The organism is Shewanella sp. CG12_big_fil_rev_8_21_14_0_65_47_15 (genome assembly GCF_002783505.1).
Taxonomy (GTDB): domain Bacteria; phylum Pseudomonadota; class Gammaproteobacteria; order Enterobacterales; family Shewanellaceae; genus Shewanella.
This window is the reverse complement of the sequence record NZ_PFGL01000031.1, coordinates 1-21,337: the sequence shown is the minus strand read 5'-3', so window position 1 is coordinate 21,337 and position 21,337 is coordinate 1. Positions and strand designations below refer to the sequence as shown.

17 protein-coding genes are annotated in these 21,337 nt (G+C 48.3%); 14 read left to right on the top strand and 3 right to left on the bottom strand.

Annotation, left to right across the window (positions count from 1 at the left end; all coding sequences use genetic code 11):
• Positions 1 to 69 precede the first annotated feature (69 nt).
• The 5 genes from truA to purF all read left to right on the top strand — a co-directional run bounded on the left by truA (position 70) and on the right by purF (position 5,132).
• Complete coding sequence (gene truA, locus COW15_RS08815) at positions 70 to 855, top strand: tRNA pseudouridine(38-40) synthase TruA (RefSeq protein ID WP_293631844.1); 786 nt, start codon at positions 70 to 72, stop codon at positions 853 to 855.
• Between the two features lie 69 nt (positions 856 to 924).
• On the top strand, positions 925 to 2,196 hold the full coding sequence (folC, locus tag COW15_RS08810) for a bifunctional tetrahydrofolate synthase/dihydrofolate synthase (RefSeq protein WP_293631842.1): 1,272 nt from the start codon (positions 925 to 927) through the stop codon (positions 2,194 to 2,196).
• Complete coding sequence (dedD, locus tag COW15_RS08805) at positions 2,189 to 2,959, top strand: cell division protein DedD (protein WP_293631840.1); 771 nt, start codon at positions 2,189 to 2,191, stop codon at positions 2,957 to 2,959. The genes folC and dedD overlap by 8 nt, the downstream gene beginning before the upstream one ends.
• Before the next feature lie 113 nt (positions 2,960 to 3,072).
• Positions 3,073 to 3,561 (top strand): CvpA family protein, encoded by a 489-nt coding sequence (locus tag COW15_RS08800; protein ID WP_293631838.1) that lies wholly within the window; start codon positions 3,073 to 3,075, stop codon positions 3,559 to 3,561.
• A 56-nt stretch (positions 3,562 to 3,617) separates the two neighbouring features.
• Positions 3,618 to 5,132, top strand: a complete 1,515-nt coding sequence (gene purF / locus COW15_RS08795) for an amidophosphoribosyltransferase (RefSeq protein ID WP_293631836.1) — start codon at positions 3,618 to 3,620, stop codon at positions 5,130 to 5,132.
• Between the two features lie 74 nt (positions 5,133 to 5,206).
• Here the strand turns inward: purF and COW15_RS08790 are convergent, their stop codons facing one another.
• Both COW15_RS08790 and COW15_RS08785 read right to left on the bottom strand, forming a co-directional pair.
• A complete protein-coding gene (locus tag COW15_RS08790; RefSeq protein WP_293631834.1) occupies positions 5,207 to 6,700 on the bottom strand; it encodes an alanine/glycine:cation symporter family protein in 1,494 nt (497 codons plus the stop codon).
• Positions 6,701 to 6,980: 280 nt separating this feature from the next.
• Positions 6,981 to 7,268 (bottom strand): hypothetical protein, encoded by a 288-nt coding sequence (locus COW15_RS08785; protein ID WP_293631832.1) that lies wholly within the window; start codon positions 7,266 to 7,268, stop codon positions 6,981 to 6,983.
• A gap of 203 nt (positions 7,269 to 7,471) precedes the next feature.
• On the opposite strand from COW15_RS08785, the gene COW15_RS08780 reads away from it, so the two are divergent.
• Complete coding sequence (locus COW15_RS08780) at positions 7,472 to 9,577, top strand: DNA topoisomerase III (RefSeq protein WP_293631830.1); 2,106 nt, start codon at positions 7,472 to 7,474, stop codon at positions 9,575 to 9,577.
• A 254-nt stretch (positions 9,578 to 9,831) separates the two neighbouring features.
• Here COW15_RS08780 and COW15_RS08775 read toward each other — a convergent pair whose 3' ends face one another.
• Positions 9,832 to 11,121, bottom strand: coding sequence for an alpha/beta fold hydrolase (locus tag COW15_RS08775; protein ID WP_293631828.1), 1,290 nt, complete (start codon positions 11,119 to 11,121; stop codon positions 9,832 to 9,834).
• Between the two features lie 180 nt (positions 11,122 to 11,301).
• On the opposite strand from COW15_RS08775, the gene COW15_RS08770 reads away from it, so the two are divergent.
• From COW15_RS08770 to COW15_RS08735, 8 genes are all read left to right on the top strand, one after another.
• On the top strand, positions 11,302 to 11,946 hold the full coding sequence (locus COW15_RS08770) for an MBL fold metallo-hydrolase (protein ID WP_293631826.1): 645 nt from the start codon (positions 11,302 to 11,304) through the stop codon (positions 11,944 to 11,946).
• A 245-nt stretch (positions 11,947 to 12,191) separates the two neighbouring features.
• Positions 12,192 to 13,931 carry a methyl-accepting chemotaxis protein gene (locus tag COW15_RS08765; protein WP_293631824.1) on the top strand — a complete coding sequence of 580 codons (1,740 nt, stop codon included), beginning with the start codon at positions 12,192 to 12,194 and terminating at the stop codon, positions 13,929 to 13,931.
• Between the two features lie 256 nt (positions 13,932 to 14,187).
• The gene (locus COW15_RS08760) at positions 14,188 to 15,204 is read left to right on the top strand and encodes an XdhC/CoxI family protein (RefSeq protein WP_293631822.1); all 1,017 of its coding nucleotides are present in this window, start codon (positions 14,188 to 14,190) and stop codon (positions 15,202 to 15,204) included.
• Positions 15,204 to 16,016 carry a nucleotidyltransferase family protein gene (locus COW15_RS08755; protein WP_293631821.1) on the top strand — a complete coding sequence of 271 codons (813 nt, stop codon included), beginning with the start codon at positions 15,204 to 15,206 and terminating at the stop codon, positions 16,014 to 16,016. Before COW15_RS08760 ends, COW15_RS08755 begins: the two co-directional genes overlap by 1 nt.
• Positions 16,017 to 16,019: 3 nt before the next feature.
• On the top strand, positions 16,020 to 16,523 hold the full coding sequence (locus tag COW15_RS08750) for a (2Fe-2S)-binding protein (protein ID WP_293631819.1): 504 nt from the start codon (positions 16,020 to 16,022) through the stop codon (positions 16,521 to 16,523).
• Position 16,524: 1 nt separating this feature from the next.
• Positions 16,525 to 18,771, top strand: coding sequence for a molybdopterin cofactor-binding domain-containing protein (locus COW15_RS08745; RefSeq protein WP_293631817.1), 2,247 nt, complete (start codon positions 16,525 to 16,527; stop codon positions 18,769 to 18,771).
• Positions 18,772 to 18,981: 210 nt separating this feature from the next.
• Positions 18,982 to 19,473: a DUF1097 domain-containing protein gene (locus COW15_RS08740; RefSeq protein ID WP_293631815.1), complete on the top strand. Its 492-nt coding sequence runs from the start codon at positions 18,982 to 18,984 to the stop codon at positions 19,471 to 19,473.
• A 104-nt stretch (positions 19,474 to 19,577) separates the two neighbouring features.
• Positions 19,578 to 21,032: a methyl-accepting chemotaxis protein gene (locus tag COW15_RS08735; protein WP_293631813.1), complete on the top strand. Its 1,455-nt coding sequence runs from the start codon at positions 19,578 to 19,580 to the stop codon at positions 21,030 to 21,032.
• The last annotated feature ends 305 nt before the right edge of the window (positions 21,033 to 21,337 follow it).

Sequence of the window (21,337 nt, the reverse complement as noted above, 5' to 3'; positions counted from 1 at the left end):
TCTTTGCGCCGTTTTTTTTATGGTCTGCTGTGATAAAATGCGCCGCTTAATTAACAAAGAGGGTGTGTGATGCGGATTGCATTGGGTATTGAATATGACGGCAGTGGTTATTTTGGTTGGCAACGTCAGGCCGAGGTCGATTCAGTACAAGGGCAATTAGAGCGGGCGTTATCTGTGGTCGCCAATGAACCTATCAGCTTATTTTGTGCAGGGCGTACCGATGCGGGAGTGCATGCAACCGGACAGGTGGTGCATTTTGAAACCAACGCGAATCGAAATGAAGGTGCTTGGACCCTAGGGGTGAATGCCAATCTTCCGGATAATATTGCGGTGCGCTGGGTGAAAGAGGTCGATGACAGTTTTCATGCCCGTTTTTCCGCTACGGCCAGACGCTATCGTTACGTGATCTACAATCATAATTTCCGTCCAGGCATTCTGCGCCATGGTGTCAGCCATTACCACGGCGATATCGATGCAGACAGAATGCACCAAGCGGCGCAGGCACTCTTAGGTGAGCAGGACTTTACCAGTTTTCGCGCCGTGCAGTGTCAATCAAAAACGCCGTTTCGCAATGTCCATAGCGTCAATGTCACGCGCCAAGGTATGTATATCATTGTCGACATTGCCGCCAATGCCTTCCTACACCATATGGTGCGCAATATTGTCGGGTCATTACTCGAGATTGGACTGGGTAATCAGCCCTTAACTTGGATGGGTGAGTTATTGGCGTTAAAGGATAGAAATCAAGCGGCGGCCACGGCGAAACCCCATGGGCTTTATCTGGTTGACGTCACTTATCCAGAACAATATCAGCTACCTAAGTTGGCCCTTGGGCCATTATTTATGTTGGATTAATGCCGTTGGGGCCATTCGCCCAACGTCTGAAGATGATTATCGCCCGTTATCGAAGGAAGGAAATAACAGATGCTAACAGTACCGACGGCAAATGCAGCATTAGATCAGTGGTTGGAGTATTTGCTGTCCATACATCCAACCGAAATCGATATGGGGCTCACGCGGGTCTCTAAGGTCGCACAAAGGCTTGGACTGTTAGATTTAGAGCCTTCGACTGTGGTCACAGTCGGCGGCACTAATGGCAAAGGCACGACCTGTGCCATGTTAGAAAATATCCTGCGTTTATCGGGCTTGACCGTGGGTGTATATAGCTCGCCACATATGCTCAAGTATAATGAACGAGTCCGTATCAATGGCAACGATGTCAGTGATAGCGCCTTAGTCGCCACCTTTGAACAAATAGAAACCGCAAGGGACGATGTCTCCTTAACCTTTTTTGAATACGCCACTCTGGCGGGATTAACACTGTTTAAAGCCGCTAAGCTTGATGTCATCATCCTGGAAGTTGGATTAGGCGGGCGGCTAGACGCCACCAATATGATCGACGCCGATATCAGCGTAGTGACCTCTGTGGATTTAGACCATGAAAGTTATTTGGGTAACACCCGTGAGCTAGTGGGCCGTGAAAAAGCGGGTATTTTCCGCCGCAGTAAACCCGCCATTGTCGGTGAGCCCAATTTGCCGCATACAGTCAATGATGTCGCCAATGAGGTAGGTGCAATCTTGTACCGCGTCGGCAAAGAGTTCAGTTACCAAATCCATGGCAATCTGTGGGATTTCCAAGGCGAAGTGCTTAAGCTACACGATTTAGCCTTACCAAGTTTGCCATTGCCCAATGCGGCGACAGTGCTGGCGATCATAGAACAGGGGTGGCCGGATATTGCGCCTGAGATTATTGCCAAGGGCATTAGCACGGCTCGGTTAACGGGACGATTAGAGCGGGTAAGCGAACAGCCATTAATCTTACTCGATGTAGCCCATAATCCCCATGCGGCCCGTTTTTTAGTGCAGCAGCTCGAACCCATTGTTGTGGGTAAACGGGTGTTTGCCCTGTGCGGTATGCTAAAGGATAAAGATATTGCGGGTGTGTTGTCCGTTATTGATCCTCTGGTTGACGCTTGGTATTTAGTGAGTTTGCATGGTGAACGCGGTGCCAGTGCCAGCCAATTGCACCAGACCTTAGCTCCAGAGGCCAATGTCGTTGAATTTGAGCAGATAGATGCGGCATGGATGGCATTAAAAGCGCAAATTCGGCCCGATGATGTGGTAATTGTGTTTGGCTCCTTTTACACTGTGGCAGGATTTAAGTCTCTCTTAAAGCAGGATGTCAGTTTTGTCTAGCCAGTTTCATAATCGTTTAGTCGGCACTGTAGTGCTGGTTGCCCTTGGGGTGATTTTTCTGCCAGATATTTTAGATGGTAAAAAAGATCATCAAGAAGAGCAGTTTGCGGAAATTCCATTACGTCCGAATCTGATCGAACAGCAGAAAAATGCCGATGATATGTTTGAAGTCCTCTCGGCGCAGGATGTGGGGGAATTGGCTGGGGCGCAGGTCGAGTTAGCCGAGTCTCAGCCCAATGATGAGGCCGCCCTTGCACAAGCGGTAAAATCTACCCCGCCTAAGGCCGAATCGGTCAAATCTGAGCCAGTAAAAGAGACGAGCAAACCACAAACGGCGAAGGTTGAAAGCAAATCTGAGCCGAAGAAAGAGCCTGCGAAGTCCACCGCCACCAAAACCGAGCCAGTGAAAAAGCCAGAGGCGAAACCGACCACAGTGGCAAAAACGGAAAAGCCGAAAACTGATATCGCAAAGCCGAGCAAAGATGAAGTGAAAGTCGTTAGCCGTGAGTCGTTAAAGCCGGGGCTGACACTGCAATTAGGCGCCTTTAGTAATGCCGCTAACGTTAAGGCCTTGGTTGCCCAGCTGCGTAAAAATGGTTTTAAAGCGTACACAATTCCAGACAACCCTAAGGATGGTGTGCTGACCAAAGTCTTCGTCGGTCCCGATATCTCAGAAGCTAAGCTGAAGAAGATGCAGGAGGATATTGAACGCCTTACGCACCTTAAGGGGCGGATTGTCCCCTTTAACCCGTTGGAATCTTAATGGCGATACAAACCGGGACTGAAAATAATTTATTTACCTCTCTAGGGGTGAGAATCATTTCAGTCTCTGGTAGAATCGCGCCGTCTTAAAGCCTATGTCGGAAAGCCATCTCAATGGTTTGGATTGATTACGCTATCATATTCGTCATCGGATTATCGACTCTCATCAGTCTGATCCGCGGATTTGCCAAAGAAGCCATGTCGTTAGTGGTATGGTTTGCAGCTTTCTTTGTTGCCAGCCAATTTTATCAAGATCTTGCCGTTCACTTAACACAGATGAATGACGAGATGCTGCGTAATGGTGTTTCCATTGCCATTCTTTTCATTACGACCTTAATACTCGGCGCCTTGGTAAACTACATCCTAGGGCAACTTGTTGTTAAAACTGGATTATCTGGCACAGATAGACTCTTAGGTCTGTGCTTCGGTGCGATTAGAGGGGCGCTCATTGTCAGTGCCCTGCTGTTTTTTATGGATGCTTTTACGGGTTCTCCCAATACTCAGTGGTGGAAGGATTCTGTATTAGTGCCCGAATTTGGCGTTGTCATTCAATGGTTTTTTAACTATTTGGAAAACACCTCCAGCTTTGTACCCAAACTATAAAAAGAAAATAAATTAATCCTAAGTGATAGAACATCTTACAATGAGGAAGCTTACCCATGTGTGGTATCGTCGGAATAGTTGGCCAATCATCGGTTAATCAGACCATTTATGATGCGCTGACCGTGCTTCAGCACAGAGGTCAGGATGCGGCAGGTATTGTGACCGTTGATCGTGGTGCTTTCAGACTACGTAAAGCTAACGGTCTGGTAAAGGACGTATTTGAAGTCAAACATATGCAGCGCCTACAGGGCAATGCGGGTATTGGCCATGTACGTTATCCCACCGCGGGCAGTTCAAGCGCGTCGGAAGCGCAGCCTTTTTATGTTAACTCGCCATTTGGGATTTCCTTAGCCCATAACGGCAATTTAACTAATACGGTTGAACTAGCCGAAGGGCTGATCAAAAAACGTCGTCATGTGAATACCACCTCAGACTCTGAAGTGCTGTTAAACCTGTTGGCTGATGAATTACAAAAAACCACCAGTCTAGAGTTAACCTCCGATGAAGTGTTTGACGCCGTTGCTAAAGTACATGAGCAAGCGCGCGGTGCCTATGCCGTAGTGGCGATGATCATTAGCCAAGGTTTAGTGGCATTTCGTGATCCCTTTGGTATTCGCCCCTTAGTGCTGGGCAAGCATGAAACCGCTACGGGCACTGAATACATGGTCGCTTCTGAAAGCGTGGCCCTCGACGCCGTAGGCTTTGAGGTGATGCGTGATGTCGCGCCCGGTGAAGCGATATATATTTCCCTCAATGGTGAACTCTATACCCGTCAATGTGCGAAAGAGCCTAGCTACGCGCCTTGTATTTTCGAGTTTGTTTACTTCGCCCGCCCAGATTCCACCATTGATAAGGTGTCTGTTTATGCCAGCCGCGTAAACATGGGCGCTAAGCTTGGGGAGAAGATTAAGAAGGAATGGTACGATCACGATATCGATGTGGTGATCCCTATTCCAGAAACTTCCTGTGATATCGCGTTGGAAATTGCCCGTTGCATGGACTTACCGTACCGCCAAGGTTTTGTGAAAAACCGTTATATTGGCCGCACCTTTATCATGCCCGGCCAGCAAGAGCGTAAGAAGTCCGTGCGTCGTAAGTTGAATGCGATTAACACTGAATTTAAAGGTAAAAATGTCCTGCTAGTAGATGACTCTATCGTTCGCGGCACGACTTCCGAGCAGATCATCGAAATGGCCCGTGAAGCGGGAGCCAAGAAAGTGTACTTTGCCTCGGCCGCGCCGGAAATTCGTTTCCCGAACGTGTATGGTATCGATATGCCAACGTCGAACGAACTTATCGCCCATGGCCGTGATGCCGATGAAATTGCTAAATTGATTGGTGCCGATGGCATTATTTTCCAGAATCTAGCCGATTTAGTTGAAGCGGTTAGAATGGAAAATCCTGAGATTAAACATTTTGAAACCTCAGTCTTCGATGGCCATTACATCACTAACGATGTTGATCAAGCGTATTTGGATCATTTAACCCAATTGCGCAATGACGATGCAAAAGCTGACCGTAACAAAGACATAGGTACTAACCTAGAACTGCATAACGTCTGCCATCCATAATTGGCCTACGGCCATCCATAAAAAAGCCAGTGATTTTTCACTGGCTTTTTTATTGCGCTTTGGTGGAACAATCGCTACGAGATATGACGATTGCGATCAGTCGTTTCGGGTGTCTGCAGCGGCAGAACTTCCGCCGCATTTTTACGTTCAACCCAGTAATCTGCATTCTTAATACCGAGCTTTTCTGGGTCAAATAGGGGCTCAATCCCTTGGCTCTGTTGTGATTCATAATCCTTAAGGCAGGTAAAAGCGGTTTTTTGTAATAGGATAATGGCGACAATGTTGAGCCATGCCATCAGGCCGACACCTATATCCCCTAATCCCCAAGCCAGATCCGCCGTTTTTACTGTGCCGTATACGGTTGAGCCCATTAAGACGAGTTTAAGCACTACCGTTAGCCAAGGGCGATGCACCTTACGATTAATATAGGCTATGTTGGTCTCGGCAATATAGTAGTAAGCCACAATAGTGGTAAAGGCGAAGAAGAACAGGGCGACGGCCACAAACATATTACCAAAGCCCGGCATCATACTTTCCATTGCCGTTTGCACATAGCCAGGACCTGCCGCGACGCCGGCAATGCCAGTGTAGAGCGCGACTCCCTCAGGACCTTGCACATTGTAAAGCCCAGTGATTAGCAGCATAAAACCGGTTGCAGAACACACAAAGAGAGTGTCAATGTACACAGAGAATGCCTGTACTAACCCCTGTTTTGCTGGATGACTGACCGCCGCTGCCGAGGAGGCATGTGGACCCGTACCTTGGCCTGCTTCGTTAGAATAAATACCACGCTTGACCCCCCACATAATGGCAAGCCCTAAAATAGCACCAAAGCCCGCATCAAAGCCAAAAGCACTCTTGATAATTAACCAGATAATATCGGGTAGCTGACCAATGTTCAGTGCAATGATCACGCAGGCGACAATGATATAACCCAGCGCCATAAAGGGAACGACAGTACTCGCAAAGTGGGCGATACGTTTGACACCACCAAAAATGATAAACCCGAGCAACATAGCCAATATCGCCGCTGTCACATTAGGATCGATATCGAAAGCGGTTTTTAAACTTGAACCAATCGAATTAGCTTGTACGCCTGGCAGTAAGATGCCGCAGGCAAATATGGTTGCAATGGCAAAGACCCAAGCATACCATTTCATACCTAAGCCTTTTTCAATATAAAAAGCCGGGCCACCGCGGTATTCGCCATTGATTTTTTCTTTGTAGACTTGGCCTAAGGTCGATTCGACGAATGCCGAGCTGGCACCGAGAAATGCCACCATCCACATCCAAAATAAAGCACCTGGGCCACCAAAAGTGATCGCAGTGGCGACCCCTGCAATGTTCCCCGTACCGACTCGACCCGCTAAGGTCATCGCTAATGCTTGGAAGGAAGACACTCCAGCGTCAGTGCTTTTGCCATCAAATATCAGGCGGATCATTTCGGGTAGATGACGTAACTGTAAAAAGCGAGAGCGAAGGGAGAAATAGAGCCCAACACCTAGGCAAAGAAACACGAGCGCAGGGCTCCAGACGACACTATTGATCGTATTGACAATCTCATTCATATAGTTCAACTCCAATATTTTGTTGTTTTTGCAGAGTTTTTAAGATATTTGCTTGTAAGTTTGGTATTAAAAAGCCAGATTGGCCTAAGGTTAAGACTTATTTGAACATTCAAGAGCTTCAACATAACGATTTTTTGAGCCGCTTCATAGCTAAAATTGTTAAATATTTGATACTTTAACGTTCTTTTTTGAAGGGTAGAGTATTGGGGGGCAAGCTGGTCATCTAGATGGGTATATGGGGAGATGCATACGGTGACTTAATATCTGGCCGAAAATAGGCTTAGATAACTAGCCACAACAACATCCACAGTGCAAATAACCAAGCTAAACTGCGGCGACTGACCCTATGATTCAGCAGCAGTGATAGGCTCACGGCAATAGGAATAAACTGAATAATACTCCAATAGACCATTGGGGCCTCAAGATTGATCTTCTCGAGTCCAATCTGACAAAGTAGGCTTAATGCTAATAGCATTAGGCTGTGGAATATGAATAATTGATTGAATCTTAATACTAATGTGGGTTTGAAGGCCGGGGTTGTTGGGTTGGGGAGAGTGAGTGTTTTCATGTATTTCTCCTGATTTATTTCTCCAGTAACTGACAAAATATTACCCTCAAATAAGAATGATTCTCAAATTAATTTACACAGTTTTAGTTTTAGGGAACAAGTTGTTTGAGATGAACGGGGTGTCGATGCCAAGATAGCGATTTGCACTCTTAAGTACTTTTCGCTAAATTATACTGTAATTATATCCAGTGTTTGGTGTTTGTATGATCCTCTATATCGCAGAAAAACCTAGCCTAGGGCGGGCCATTGCCGATGTATTGCCTAAACCCCATAAAAAAGGCGATGGATTTATCCAAGCAGCCAATGGCGATTGTGTGTCTTGGTGTGTCGGTCACTTGCTCGAACAAGCAGAACCTGATGCCTACAATCCCGAATTTAAGTCCTGGAAATTTGAACATTTACCTATAGTGCCGGACAAGTGGCAACTAAAACCTAAGGCGGCGACCCGCAGCCAACTCTCAGTATTAAAAAAACTGGTAAAACAAGCCAATACCCTCGTTAATGCGGGCGATCCTGACCGCGAAGGTCAGCTGTTGGTCGATGAGGTGATAGCCTACCTTGGCGTGGCGGGTGACAAGCTACATCAAACCCAGCGGTTATTGGTCAGCGACTTAAATCCACAGGCCGTAAAACGTGCGCTAATGCAACTGCGTAGCAATCGCGAGTTTATTCCTTTGTCCACCTCGGCCTTAGCCCGTAGTCGCGCCGATTGGCTCTATGGGATGAATATGACGCGGGCCTATACCATTCAAGGTAAAAAAGTCGGCTATCAAGGTGTGTTATCCGTCGGCCGAGTGCAAACGCCCCTGCTCGGGCTCGTGGTGCGCCGTGATGAAGAGATTGCTAATTTTCAATCTAAACCCTTCTATGAAGTACTGGCGCATTTAGCGACCGAAAAGCAGGAGACCTTCAGTGCTAAGTGGCAACCCAGCGAAGCTTGTCAACCGTACATGGACGAAGAGGGGCGAGTGTTAGCCAGAGGATTAGCACAAAATGTGGTGAGTCGCATCAGTGATAAACCGGCCTTAGTGACGCAATTGGCCGCTAAAGATAAGAAACAGAATCCGCCTTTGCCCTACAGCCTATCCGCGTTGCAGATTGATGCGGCGAAACGGTTTGGCATGAGCGCTAAGGATGTGCTCGATACCTGCCAGAGTCTGTACGAGCGTCATAAACTTATCACCTATCCGCGCTCCGACAGTCGTTATTTGCCCTTAGAACAACATCAACTTGCACCAGCGGTACTCAGGGCGGTGAGTCAGGGGGCTGGCGAGTTATTGCAGAATATTGATGCGCCCGATCCCGGTCTTAAATCCAAGGCGTGGGATGATAAAAAAGTGGATGCCCACCATGCCATAGTCCCTACCGAGAAAACCGCTAACCTATCGAGCTTAAGCCTGCGGGAAAAGCAGCTCTATTTGCATATTGCCCGCCAGTATTTAGCACAGTTTTATCCTGCTTATTGTTACAGTGAAACCACAGTGCAAGTAACGATCGAGGGTGGCTTATTTAATACTAAGGCGCGTCAGGATCAGTCCCTCGGCTGGAAACAACTCTTTGCTCGCCAAGAGCCTAGTGGCAGCAAGATTAGTGGAAACAAGTCGACGGAGGGAAGCTCTGACAAGGACGATGAGGAGAGTGATGAGTTTATCGGCCAATTACCGCCTCTGAAACTAGGGCAGGCTTTGCATTGTACTCGAGGCGAGTTACTGGAGAAAAATACCCAGCCGCCGAAAGCTTTTACCGATGCCACTTTACTCGGTGCTATGACGGGGATCAGCCGTTACGTGACTGACCCAGAGATCCGCAAAATTCTTAAAGAAACCGATGGCTTAGGTACTGAAGCTACCCGTGCAGGTATCATTGAACTGCTGTTTAAACGTGGTTTTTTACAACGCTTAGGTAAATCTATTGTGTCGACGGATGTGGGGAAAGGGTTAATTAATAGCTTGCCCACGAGCGCCACTACGCCAGATATGACGGCGCTTTGGGAGGCGAGCCTGAACGGCATTTGTCATAAAGAAACCTCCTATCAGGCCTTTATGCAGCCACTGCTCGGCACATTATCGACACTTATCCAGAATGCAGGGGAACAACTGCCGACAGCGCTTAACGGTTTAAAAGGCCAAGGTTATCGAAAAACGGCGAGTAATAAACCCGGTTACCGCAAGTCGCCTTATCGTAAAGCGGCTAGTTCGACAAAACGCACTGGCACTGCAAGTACAGTTAAAAGCAGTGGTGCGAAAAAGTCAGATGCAAGGAGTACTAGTTCAGGAACGAGGAGTCGAACACGCAAAGGGCCTGCTTAGCGATAGTCTGCTCGTTCTATAAGGTTATTTATAATTCAGAGTAGCGATTTAGAAGGGACTGTTTTCTCATCGAATGTGATCTTAAACAATGGCGCTGATATGACTCTAAATTTTAGGCAAAAAAAAAGAGTAAACCAAGGCGGCTTACTCTTACGGAAAATAGATCGTTGAACGTTGTAACCAAAATCACTCAGTTGGATGAAGAGCCCAGTTACAATGACAGCGTTTACTTAATTAACCCTTAAAATTAACATCTATCTTAAGTGTTCTCCCCGATTCAAACTGATCAGTTTATCTAAGATCCGTTCTCCATCCATGCGGATCCCATTATGTTCATATTCAGATGTGAGCCAATATTTGAGCTGACCGATTTGCTGGGCTGACTCGAGGCTGTATTGCATTTCGACAAACATATCCTCGCTATAAATGGCCGCGGCAACGGGGACGCGGTTATGGCTAAGCTGTTCAAGGTCATAGAGTGCTGGCCAGTCGGATTTGCTAGCCAGTATTTCTGCCGCGGCCTTGAGTGGTCTTAGGTGGCTAAATTGGTCGAACATCCAAGGGTAAATCATTTCGCCAGTGAATAAAAACGGCTTACCTTGCTGATAGTTAAAGGCGGGAAATGCTTGTCTTACCCTGTGGGCCGCCCACTGGGATGCGCTCTGCTGGCAATAGATGGCCTCGTGTAACAGGGCAAAAATCGGGTTAGTGTTATAGTCGAGTAGCTGGCAAAAATGATTTAAAAATAATGGATTAACTTCTATGCCCGAGGGCGTGTTGAGCAGGGCTTGCTCTAGCAGATAATAGACAGACTCGGGGCCTTGCTCCATGCCTAAGTTGATGCCAAGCAATTGCAACATTTCAACGCTGAGACGTTCCCCTGTGGCCAAATACACTTCATTGTCAATTAAGTGCTTGGCTAAGCGCGTGACTAAATGCTGCGCATCATGGAAGCGCTGAAAGAAATCCTTATTCTTTGCGAGCACTCGATGATAGGTCGCTTGATACACTTCATCACTGCTACGGGTTAAGGATGGAATTCCCCCTGTGATATAGGCTTCACTCACGCCCTTAGGGGCGGCGCTCAGATAATGCAAAACACAAAATCCGCCAAAACTTTGGCCGAGAATCGCCCATTTATCGGCGGGAGAAAGTTGAGCGCGAATGGCTTCTGCATCACGAATAATATTGTCGGCCCTAAAGTGGCTAAGGTACTGCGCCTGTTCTATGGGCGTTAAATGTTTAAGGCTCTGGTAATTAATCGGTGTCGATAAGCCTGTGCCGCGCTGATCGAGCAGTAATACGCGATATTCTTTCAGCGCGCGGCGGATCCAACCACTATTACTGGCGGGACGCATAGCGGCAAAGCCTGGGCCGCCTTGAAAAAATACTAAATAGGGGAGTTTTTTATCTTTATTTTCAGTACTACATAGTTCTCTAGCAAAGACTTTGATTTGTTCAGCAATTGGATGCTGATAATTGAGCGGCAGGGTAAAGGTATGTTTTTTGGCAAGCACACCAGCAAGAACAATATCAGATTTCATCAATCAACCTCTAGGGTAGGGCTTTGAGTATATTGGCAGATTGTATACAAAAGCACTGTTCCTGCAAGTTGGGACTTTTTGATTAGGCTTTGGTGAAGATCAATTTTTATTGTAAAAAATTGAGCCATGATGAGCCTCTTAGCGTAATCTAGCGCCTATGGATAACACGAGATTGAAGCTATGAAGTATCAAATTATTCCAGTGACACCTTTTCAGCAGAATTGCAGTTTGATCTGGTGTGAAAAAACCAAATGCGCGGCGGTCGTCGATCCGGGAGGGAACATAGACCGCATTCAAGCTGAGGCGGCTAAACTGGGGTTGACACTGAAAAAAATCCTCCTGACCCACGGGCATATCGACCATGTAGGTGGCGCCAAATCCCTTGCCCAAGCGGCGAATATTCCCATAATTGGTCCCCATATTGCCGATAAATATTGGATCGATAATTTACCTAAGCAGAGCCAAAATTTTGGTTTTCCCCACTGCGAGGCGTTTGAACCGGACCAATACCTAGAGGATGGCGATCTTGTGACCCTAGGCGAGCAAACCCTGTCGGTGCTCCACTGTCCTGGGCATACGCCTGGGCATATTGCCTTTTACTCGGCGCCATCAAAATTGGCTTGGGTGGGGGATATTCTCTTTAGAAGCTCAATTGGTCGAACCGATTTTCCCCAATCAAATCATCAGGATTTAATTCACTCGATCACTGAAAAACTGTGGCCCTTAGGTGCCGACGTCGAATTTATTCCGGGTCACGGTCCTATGTCGACCTTTGGTGAAGAGCGCGAGCACAATCCCTTTGTGGCCGATCAATTACTCCTTTAATCAGAGTGTGGACACCTGTGGCGGTGACAGCGATTTTTGTGTCGTGCGCATATCCTTGTTAGCGCGAATACCATTGCATCTCTATGTGTCACATGCCCTAAGCATTTCGTTAAGTTATCATGGTTTTGCGAGTGAGAACTGCTCGCAACCATATAGATTTAAAAGAATATTCCTGCATTTTCCCTCGATTTTAATATTTTCCTTCTAGACTTAAAGTTGTTCTTCCGTCTCTTATTGGGGAAAGTATGAAAACAAAAACGATGATGACTATGGTATTTGCAACCATAGTAGCCAGTGCTCTGATAACGGCATTACTGAGTTTCAATGTAAAGTCGAGAATCGATCTCTTTAACGATGCGGCCAGTATTCGTTATCAGTCCTATCAAATCGCCGATGAATTAAGGCAAAGCTCCGATGACCTCACTCGGCTCGCGCGAACCTATGCTGTCACGGGGGATGAGAAGTACGAAAAAATGTATATGGATATTTTAGCCATTCGAAATGGTGAGAAAGCCCGGCCTGAGAAGTATCACCAGATTTACTGGGACTTAGTGCTGAATTATGGTGATAAGCCCAAGCCCGACGGTGCTAGCGTTGCGATAAAGACCCAAATGCAATCCCTGGGTTTTTCAGATCAAGAGTTTCGTTACCTCGAACAAGCCCAGCAAAATTCAGATGCGTTAGTCGCCCTCGAAGTGAAGGCCATGAATGCCGTTAAAGGTATCTTTATGGACCCTAATACCCAAACCTACAGTGTAAAAGGAGAACCTAATCTCGCGATGGCAAGGGAGCTATTACATAGTGATCAATACCATAGAGAAAAAGCTAAGATCATGCAGCCCATAGATGAGTTTTTTACTGCACTGGATAAACGCACCGAGGGCGAAGTGAGCAATAGGCTAGATGCGCTCCATGCCGCGTTGAATTGGTCACAACTGGTATTGTGCATTGTAATTTTAGTCGCGGTTGGTGGATTTATTATCGTTAAGAGCCGGATTGTGACGCCGATAGTGCAAACCTGTCGGGAACTACTCGATATCCAGCATTCGAAAAATCTTGCTCGGCGAATTTCAGTTTCGACCCAAGGTGAAATTGGCGAAATTGTTAGTCAAATCAATTTATTTATCGCCTCGCTTGCCAGTTCACTCTCCACAACCGATGGCATTGCGAAGGAGGTCGCTGAATTAGCAAAACAGACTAAAACATCCATTCAAGTTTCACGGGAAAGCTCAAATCGGGTAGCGAAAGAACTGGATGCCAGCGCCAGTGCAATGGAGGAGATGACCACCACCTTAGTGCATGTGAGCGAGAGTACCTCTAATGCAGAAATGCGCGCCGCGGAGAATGAAACCCATGTGGGCGTGGGTCAGCAAACGGTTGCCGAGGCGCTGAGTGCGATGGCCGTGTTAGAAACTGAGTTCACTAATACTCAGGATTCGATGCAGCATCTGGTCAATCAAAGTACGCAAGTCAGCAATGTGCTCGGCGTCATTAAGGCCATTGCAGAGCAGACGAATTTGCTGGCACTGAATGCGGCGATTGAAGCCGCAAGGGCCGGGGAGCAAGGGCGAGGCTTTGCGGTGGTGGCCGATGAAGTGCGCTCGTTAGCCCAGCGTACTCAAGATTCCACCAAGGAAATCGATGATATCGTCGCCAGCCTGCAAAATCGCACCAATCAAGTCGGCACATCTGTGACTCAAGCGGCGACGTTAATGCAAAAGGCCAGCACTGAGTTGCAACGTATAGTGACGGTATTTGAGGATATTCGCCATAGCACGGCCGCTATCCATGGGATCAATTCCCAAGTGGCGACGTCAACCGAGGAGCAATCATTAGTCTCCAAAGATATTGCGACGAGTCTTATGGTGATCCGCGATAACTCCCGTGAGGTATCACAGATTATCGAACAGATTGAATCGACCTCCATTAGCCTCGACAATCAATCCCAAATGTTGCGCACTAAGGCGGGTGAATATCAGTTCTAGCTCGCATTTACCACTGTATGTAAACAGATAGCTTAACCGGACAGCCCCCCATACGACACGGATGTCAATTCCCATCCAATCCATTCAGCAATTTCTAACACGACACTTTTTGTAAACTATTGCCCCTATTAAATTAGAAACGTCTTTGCTAACGTGTGACTGCAACTGTCTGGTTATTGTATCTAAGCAATACTAGGTCTAATTTAAAGATGATTGACTTCTTCTTAAATATGTATCACCGAGCGGAGCCCTGTGAATGGATCACCAAATCGAAGATTTACTAGAGCATTGGTTACCGCTGGCGGATGACGCTTGGGTGCTAGCGGTGATCACTGTTATTCAAGGCTCTGCCTACCGTAAACCCGGTGCCATGATGTTATTCCACGAATTCGGCCAAGAGGCAGGAATATTAAGTGGTGGCTGTTTAGAAGCCGACCTACGCCGCCACGCCCAACATGCTATGCAGACTAAGCAAGTCATGTGCGTCACCTATGACGCGACCGATGAGTCCGACGCCAGCTATCGACTCGGTTGTGGCGGTATAGTGGATATCATGTTGATCCCACTGTTAAAAGAGAATCACGATCTTGGCCTGATTGAACTCGTGCAGGCATTTCGCCACGGTCAATCGGGGTTTTATCAGTTGCCTTTAGTGAAATCCGGTGCGGATGCGCGCCTGTATCATGCCGCCTTCTATCCCGAAGCCGAGACGCCGTTTCCCATCAGTGATTTTGTGCGCACGGGAATTTTTACCCAAGGGGAGGAGTGCTCGCTAGTGATCCCACTAAGGCCAAGATTTCACTTGGGAATTTTTGGTGGTGGTATCGACGCTAAGCCGATTGCCGCCATGGCCCATACCTTAGGCTGGCAAGTCACTGTTTTCGATAGCCGTACCGCCTACGCCAGAGTGGCGGATTTTCCCCATGCCCATATAGTGAAACTTACCGCGGGAGAGTTAACCGCCAATCATATCGCCCAATTGGATTGTGCCGTGGTGATGAACCATAACTTAGGCTTAGATGCTGCAGTATTGAAGGTCATTCAAGCCCATCCGCTCGCCTATGTCGCCTTGCTTGGTCCTGCTCACCGACGGGACAAAGTGCTGGGGATGGCAGGGCTGAGTGCTGAATCATTTTCTGGGGTATTTTCGGCCCCCGCAGGGCTTGCCCTTGGTGGCGAACTACCGAGCGCAGTGGCCTTAAGTATTTTGGCCCAGTGCCACGGCGTGCTCCATGGCGCGACCTTAAAACATCTCGATGAGATCATGCGTTGATGACGTTGCCGCCAGTACAAAAGTCTGCTGCGCTAGCGTCGACACTGCCCGGTTCGACAGCGCCAAAGTCGGCCGCGCTAACATTGACAGAGCAAACGTTGGCAGAGCAAACGTTGGCAGAGCAAGTGCCACTGTTATCCAAACGGCTGCTGATTGTGGTATTGGCGGCGGGTGGGAGTCAGCGCTTTGAGGGCATTAAGTTAGCGCAGCTTGTACCATCGCTTAGCGCGACTGGAATCAGCGAACAAGCCATCATCAGCACCCATGTTGAGCGTTTACAACGGCTTGATTGCCAAGATTTAGATTTGGAGCGCCAAGACACTCCTTCGCTCCAATATGCGTCTTTATTAGTCATACTCGGTGCTCATCAGCCTATATTACAACCATTATTAGCCGAGCTTCATTCCCGCAAACCCTTTGATATTTTAGTTAATCCACAGTGGCAAACGGGCCTTGCCTCTTCGGTGAGTTTGGCGGCAAGTTATGCTAAGGAACAAGGTTTTGATGCCATGCTGCTGACGCTCGCTGACCAAGTGGCTCTGAGCGCCGAGGATTATCGACAGCTTATTCTGATGTGGCATAAAACCGGTAAAGAGGTTGCCGCCCACTATTTGGATGATGTGGGTGTACCTGCTATTTTTAATGCTTCAACATTGCCGCAGTTCACTCATTTGAGTGGTGATCGCGGGGCGAAATCTATTTTAAAACAACAAGCACAGCGGGGAGCGTTAGTCGCGATAACACTCCCCCGCGCCGCAATTGATATTGATACCCAAGCCGATCTTGCGTCGTGGTTGGCACTTAAGGAGTGAGTTATGGCAGAAGTATTATCAACCCAAGCCGCCGTCAAGAAAGCCAGTACCGCCGCTTCCACCCAAACGCTTTCCATCAACGGTAAGTCATTTACCTTAGATGCCGATCCTAAAATGCCCATCCTGTGGGCACTACGGGATATTTTAGGGCTTACGGGCACTAAATATGGCTGCGGTGCAGGGCTATGCGGTGCCTGCACTGTGCATTTAGACGGCCAACCCGTTCGTGCTTGCTTAACCAGTTTGGGGCAGGCACAGGGAAAACGACTAACGACAATTGAAGGGCTGGATAATCAAAAACTTAAAAATGCCTGGGCCGAACATAACGTGCCCCAGTGCGGCTATTGTCAGGCGGGACAACTGATGTCGGCTGCGGCGTTAGTGGCGCAGCATCCTAAGCCCACAGAGGAACAAATCAACTCGGCCATGTCGGGCAATCTCTGCCGCTGCGGCACCTACCCACGGATTAAAGCGGCACTGCAAAACTATGCCAAACAGGAGGGCTAATATGAGTACTTTTACTGCCGTAGAAAATATCAGCCGCCGCGATGTGTTAAAACTGTTTGGCGCAGTGGGTGGCGGACTCGCATTAGGGGCGAGTGGATTAACTTGGAGCCCCATGGCGCTGGCGCAGGATAAAGAAGCGCGGCTGAATCTGTTTATTGCCATTGGTGAAGACGACAAAGTGTATCTTACTTGCCATCGCTCCGAGATGGGACAGGGGATCAGAACCGGTATTCTGCAAGTCTTAGCCGAAGAATTAGAAGCGGATTGGGATAAAATCGTCCCCATTCAAGGCTTAGCCGATAAGCGCTATGGCAGCCAGAATACCGATGGTAGCCGCAGTATTCGCGAAAATTACGACCGCATGCGCCAGATGGGGGCGATGGCAAGAACCATGCTAGAGCAAGCCGCAGCCGCGCGCTGGAAAGTCCCCGTGAGCGAGGTGTATACCGCCGACCATAAAGTCTTGCATGCTAAATCTGGCCGCTCGGCCAAGTTCGGCGAGTTAGCGTTAGCCGCATCAGAGCAGCCCGTCCCCGCCGTTGAGTCGTTAACCTTTAAAGAGATTAAAGATTTCAAGCAGATTGGTGCATCACGTCAAATCGTTGATATGGATGCCATGTTAAGCGGCAGCGCGATTTATGGTTACGATATCAAACGTGATGGCATGCTTTACGCCAGCATTATGCGCCCACCTGTGCTTGGGAGCGATGTGGCAAGCTTGGATGATACCGCAGCGCGTAAAGTGGCCGGGGTAGTGGATGTGTATCGTTTGCCAGCCGCTAAGGGTGCACCCGCGTTTCAGGCTTTGGGGGGCGTTGCCGTGATAGCGACAAATACCTGGAGCGCCCTCGAAGGGCGCAAAGCCTTAAAGATCACTTGGACCCAGGCCGACAACAGCCAGCATGATTCGACTCTTTATTTGAAAGAGCTTGTCGAGCGCGTACAGCAAAGCGGTAAAGTCGTGCGCCAAGTCGGCGCTGAGATCAAAAACTGGCCCGAAGCGAATACGTTAAAGGCGGTTTATACCGTGCCTTATTTAATCCATTCCTCTATTGAGCCGCCCGTTGCCACTGCCCATGTGACTGAAAAGGGCTGTGAAATCTGGGCATCGACCCAAACGCCCCAAAGTACCCAGCAAAATGTGGCCGCTGCGCTAGGCATGGAAGAAGAGGCGATTAAAGTCAATGTCACCCTGCTGGGTGGCGGTTTTGGGCGTAAATCCAAACCTGATTTTAGTGTTGAAGCCGCGCTGTTATCTAAGCAATTCAAGCGCCCAATTAAGGTGAGTTGGAGCCGCGAGGATGAAATTCAAAATGGTTATTACCATGCTATCAGCGCCCAGTCCTATCAGGCGTTATTCGATGCCAATAATAAACCGACCGCGCTTTTAGCCCGTACGGGATTCCCATCGATCAGTTCAACCTTTGCCGAAGGGGTGGAATATCCCTCCGGTGGTGAATTGGATTTAGGCTTTGTGGATGTGCCCTTTGCTTTGCCCCATTTAAGATACGAAGCGGTAAAAGCTAAGGCGCACAGCCGTATTGGTTGGATGCGCTCTGTATGTAATATTCAGCACGGTTTTAGTGCCGGTAGTTTTGTCGATGAAATGGCCCATAGATCCCAAGTTTCATGCTTTGAGATGTGGCGTAGCCTGTTAGGGGAAGCAAGGCGTGAGGCCTTTAGCGAACAAGGCTTTAAATACGGCAACTATGGTGAAGATCTCAGCCGTCACCCCGTGGATGTGGGCCGCTATTTAGGGGTAATCGACGCGGTCGAAAAGGCTCAAGCTAAGGCACCCAAGGCGGGTAAAAATCAGGGCTGGGGTTTTGCCGTGCACCGCAGTTTTGTCAGTTATGTCGCCGTGGCCATGCTGGTGGAAGTGAACGAGGATGAACAGCTTAAGGTGCTGAATGCCATCGCTGCTATTGATGCGGGCACCATAGTCAATCCCGATAGGGTAAAAGCCCAGACCGAAGGCGCGATTGTGTTTGGCCTGAGTTTAGCCTTGATGGGTGAAATTACTTACCAAGAGGGCAAAGTACAACAATCGAATTTCCACGATTATCCTTTACTGCGACTCCCCCAAACCCCCGCTATTGAAGTCATCATTATTGCGTCCAATGCTGCGCCTGCGGGCGTGGGTGAGCCGGGGGTACCGCCCGTCGCCCCGAGTTTAACTAATGCGATTTTTGCGGCAACGGGGCAGAGGATCCGCGATCTTCCCGTCAACAAACTATTGCGAGTGTAAGTGCTGCAACAGGGTTGACTGAAAGCCATTTGAATAAAAAAGCGCCTAACAAGCGCTTTTTTCGTTTTTTTACCACAAAAAAATTGCTTGTTAGCGATTTTACGGGCATTAATGCCGAAAATTAGCAATAGATCAGGTTTTTGTTACCAAAATAGAGGTAATTTAACCAACAGATAAACTTCCGTGAATAGAATTATAAAGGGGTCATCCATGGAAAATCGTTGGCAAGTCGCTATTTCAGCCGGCCTATTGGCGGCTATTTGGTGTGGCGTCGCAGATGCCTTTCATCTGGTCACTTGGATTGGTTTTTTAGGATGCAGCACTTTTTTTGCTCAACCTAAGGCTGGTTTTCAAGGCGTGATGATGGCGTGGTGCACGAATCTGTCTGGGGTATTTTGGGCTTGGCTCATCATCTCCGGCAGCAGTTTTTTTGTGTCGCCCGTATTTGGGTATATTTTTACCGGCATAGCCACCTCGGCCATGTGTTTACAGGCGAGTTATCAAAAGTTGAGCTTTATTCCCGGCGCCTTTATTGGTTGCTGCATTACCTTCGCCATGGCGGGGGATGTGGCCAATATAGTGCCACCCTTGGTCATAGGTGGCTTACTCGGTTTTAGTATGAGCCTGCTAACGGGGCAATTGGTTACCTTGACACAAAAGTGGTCGACCGCGACTCGTAACCAAGTGGCCAGTGCGGATTAGCATTATATCTGCTTGGATCTTATTGTTGGCATCTCTGCTGCGGCGATCTGAGCTATAATGTTGATTTAGTGCCAAATAGCATTTTGTTCTTAGGAATTATCAAGATGAAACAAATCCAGTTTCGCACCATTGATGCCATATTGATCAAACTCAGCCTTAACGGAAAATTTTGGGTAGTGTGTTCAATGGTGACGCTGATCACGGCCGCCGTGGCACTGGTGAACTACCAACATGCCCACCGTAACCTTGAAGGCGCCTCCCTCACGCGGGTACAGGCAACGGTCGATGCCTTCGCCCAAGTGGCCAGTTCCCAGCGGCTTGAGGGTGACACTCTGACACAATTTGCCCGCGATAACGGGCTGACATTAATGCCACGCCAAGCAGAAGCCGAGCGTAAAGGTGATAATGTGACCGCTAGCGCAACTGTGGTCGGTGGCCAGGCGTTACAGCTTTCACAGAATGTTAAACAGTGGGAAAGCGAAGGGCGTAGCGATGCTAATTTGATGTTTTGGCTTGCCTTAGTCGGTCTATTGCCATTGTTTCAACTGAGCTATTGGATCTCGACCTCCCTCGGTGGTGGCCTGTGGGATATGTATATGGCGATTAAGCGCCTCGCCGATGGTGACTTGAGCTTTAGATTAAACTTCTTTGGTACCGACGACTTCAGTCTAATCGCCCGTGAGATCGATCGCTGCGCCGATAATATGAGCGAAATGGTTTCAGCCATTGGTAAAAATGCCCAAACCTTGTCGCTTGCATCCGATGAGTTCAATCAACAGGCGGCCACCAGTGATGAGTTGATTGGTTTCCAGCATCAATTTCTCGATTCCGTTGCCGTGGCGATGGCACAAATGACCTCGGCGATTGAAGAAGTTTCAGTTAACGCCAGTAACACTTCATTGCACACGAAGGAAAACTCAACCCAAATGTCGGCTAGCCAAGGGCGAATTAGCCATACAGTGGAAAGTATTGGCTTACTTTCGACTAAGATTGGCGCGGCGTTTTCGTCGGTTGAACAGTTGTCTAAGGATGCGGCGAGTATCGATGCCGTGGTGACGACTATTAACAGTATTTCCCAGCAAACCAACTTGTTAGCCCTAAATGCGGCCATTGAAGCGGCGCGTGCCGGCGAGCAGGGTCGCGGCTTTGCCGTGGTGGCCGATGAAGTGCGTACTCTTGCGGGCCGCACGCAGCAGGCCACGGTCGAGATTCAAGCCATGATCGAAGGCTTACAGTCTGGCACGAGTCGATTATCAGGCATTACCATGGAGATAGTCGAACAGGCCGATGAAGGCCGCAGCGCGATTATTGCTGTAGGTGACGATGTCCAAGGCATGGCGCAGTCGGTGAATGCGGTATTTGATATGAGCAGCCAAATTGCTGCCTCGACGGAGGAGCAGAGTGTCGCCGCGCGGGACATTGCCGGACAATTGAATGAAATCCGCCATCAGTCGGAAACCATCAAACAAACGGCCCAGCGCAGTGTGACCTTAGCCAATGACCTACACCATGCCTCGGTCGAGTTAGATGGCATTTTAAAGCAGTACCGCACTAGCTAATGTTCACTTTCAATGTGAGTCGTCGGCATGACCAGTTTTCAACATGGGTAGGAGAGCAATAACGCTCGATACTGAGTCCCACATTGAGTATTTTGCGTATCATCTGAAAATGGCGGAAATCTAAGATTTCCGCCATTTCATTTTCGAAAGACCTCAAAAGCAAGCGATATATTGCCAGTTACGCAGTATTCATCGTCATTATTTCCCCTTCGATTCGCCGTCTATTTGTTTTAAAAGAAGCATCCCTATAGGCTCGACGGCGACATCTGCTGTACAGGATGTACGAATGTTGCGATCACATGGTC

Bases quoted from the DNA above. Each gene is read 5' to 3' on its own strand.
- COW15_RS08785 (WP_293631832.1), bottom strand. From the start codon at position 7,268: ATGAAAACACTCACTCTCCCCAACCCAACAACCCCGGCCTTCAAACCC.
- COW15_RS08755 (WP_293631821.1), top strand. From the start codon at position 15,204: ATGACGTTGCCGCCAGTACAAAAGTCTGCTGCGCTAGCGTCGACACTG.
- COW15_RS08770 (WP_293631826.1), top strand. From the start codon at position 11,302: ATGAAGTATCAAATTATTCCAGTGACACCTTTTCAGCAGAATTGCAGT.
- purF (WP_293631836.1), top strand. From the start codon at position 3,618: ATGTGTGGTATCGTCGGAATAGTTGGCCAATCATCGGTTAATCAGACC.
- COW15_RS08790 (WP_293631834.1), bottom strand. From the start codon at position 6,700: ATGAATGAGATTGTCAATACGATCAATAGTGTCGTCTGGAGCCCTGCG.
- folC (WP_293631842.1), top strand. From the start codon at position 925: ATGCTAACAGTACCGACGGCAAATGCAGCATTAGATCAGTGGTTGGAG.
- COW15_RS08800 (WP_293631838.1), top strand. From the start codon at position 3,073: ATGGTTTGGATTGATTACGCTATCATATTCGTCATCGGATTATCGACT.
- COW15_RS08780 (WP_293631830.1), top strand. From the start codon at position 7,472: ATGATCCTCTATATCGCAGAAAAACCTAGCCTAGGGCGGGCCATTGCC.
- COW15_RS08765 (WP_293631824.1), top strand. From the start codon at position 12,192: ATGAAAACAAAAACGATGATGACTATGGTATTTGCAACCATAGTAGCC.
- COW15_RS08745 (WP_293631817.1), top strand. From the start codon at position 16,525: ATGAGTACTTTTACTGCCGTAGAAAATATCAGCCGCCGCGATGTGTTA.
- COW15_RS08775 (WP_293631828.1), bottom strand. From the start codon at position 11,121: ATGAAATCTGATATTGTTCTTGCTGGTGTGCTTGCCAAAAAACATACC.
- COW15_RS08750 (WP_293631819.1), top strand. From the start codon at position 16,020: ATGGCAGAAGTATTATCAACCCAAGCCGCCGTCAAGAAAGCCAGTACC.
- truA (WP_293631844.1), top strand. From the start codon at position 70: ATGCGGATTGCATTGGGTATTGAATATGACGGCAGTGGTTATTTTGGT.
- COW15_RS08760 (WP_293631822.1), top strand. From the start codon at position 14,188: ATGGATCACCAAATCGAAGATTTACTAGAGCATTGGTTACCGCTGGCG.
- COW15_RS08740 (WP_293631815.1), top strand. From the start codon at position 18,982: ATGGAAAATCGTTGGCAAGTCGCTATTTCAGCCGGCCTATTGGCGGCT.
- COW15_RS08735 (WP_293631813.1), top strand. From the start codon at position 19,578: ATGAAACAAATCCAGTTTCGCACCATTGATGCCATATTGATCAAACTC.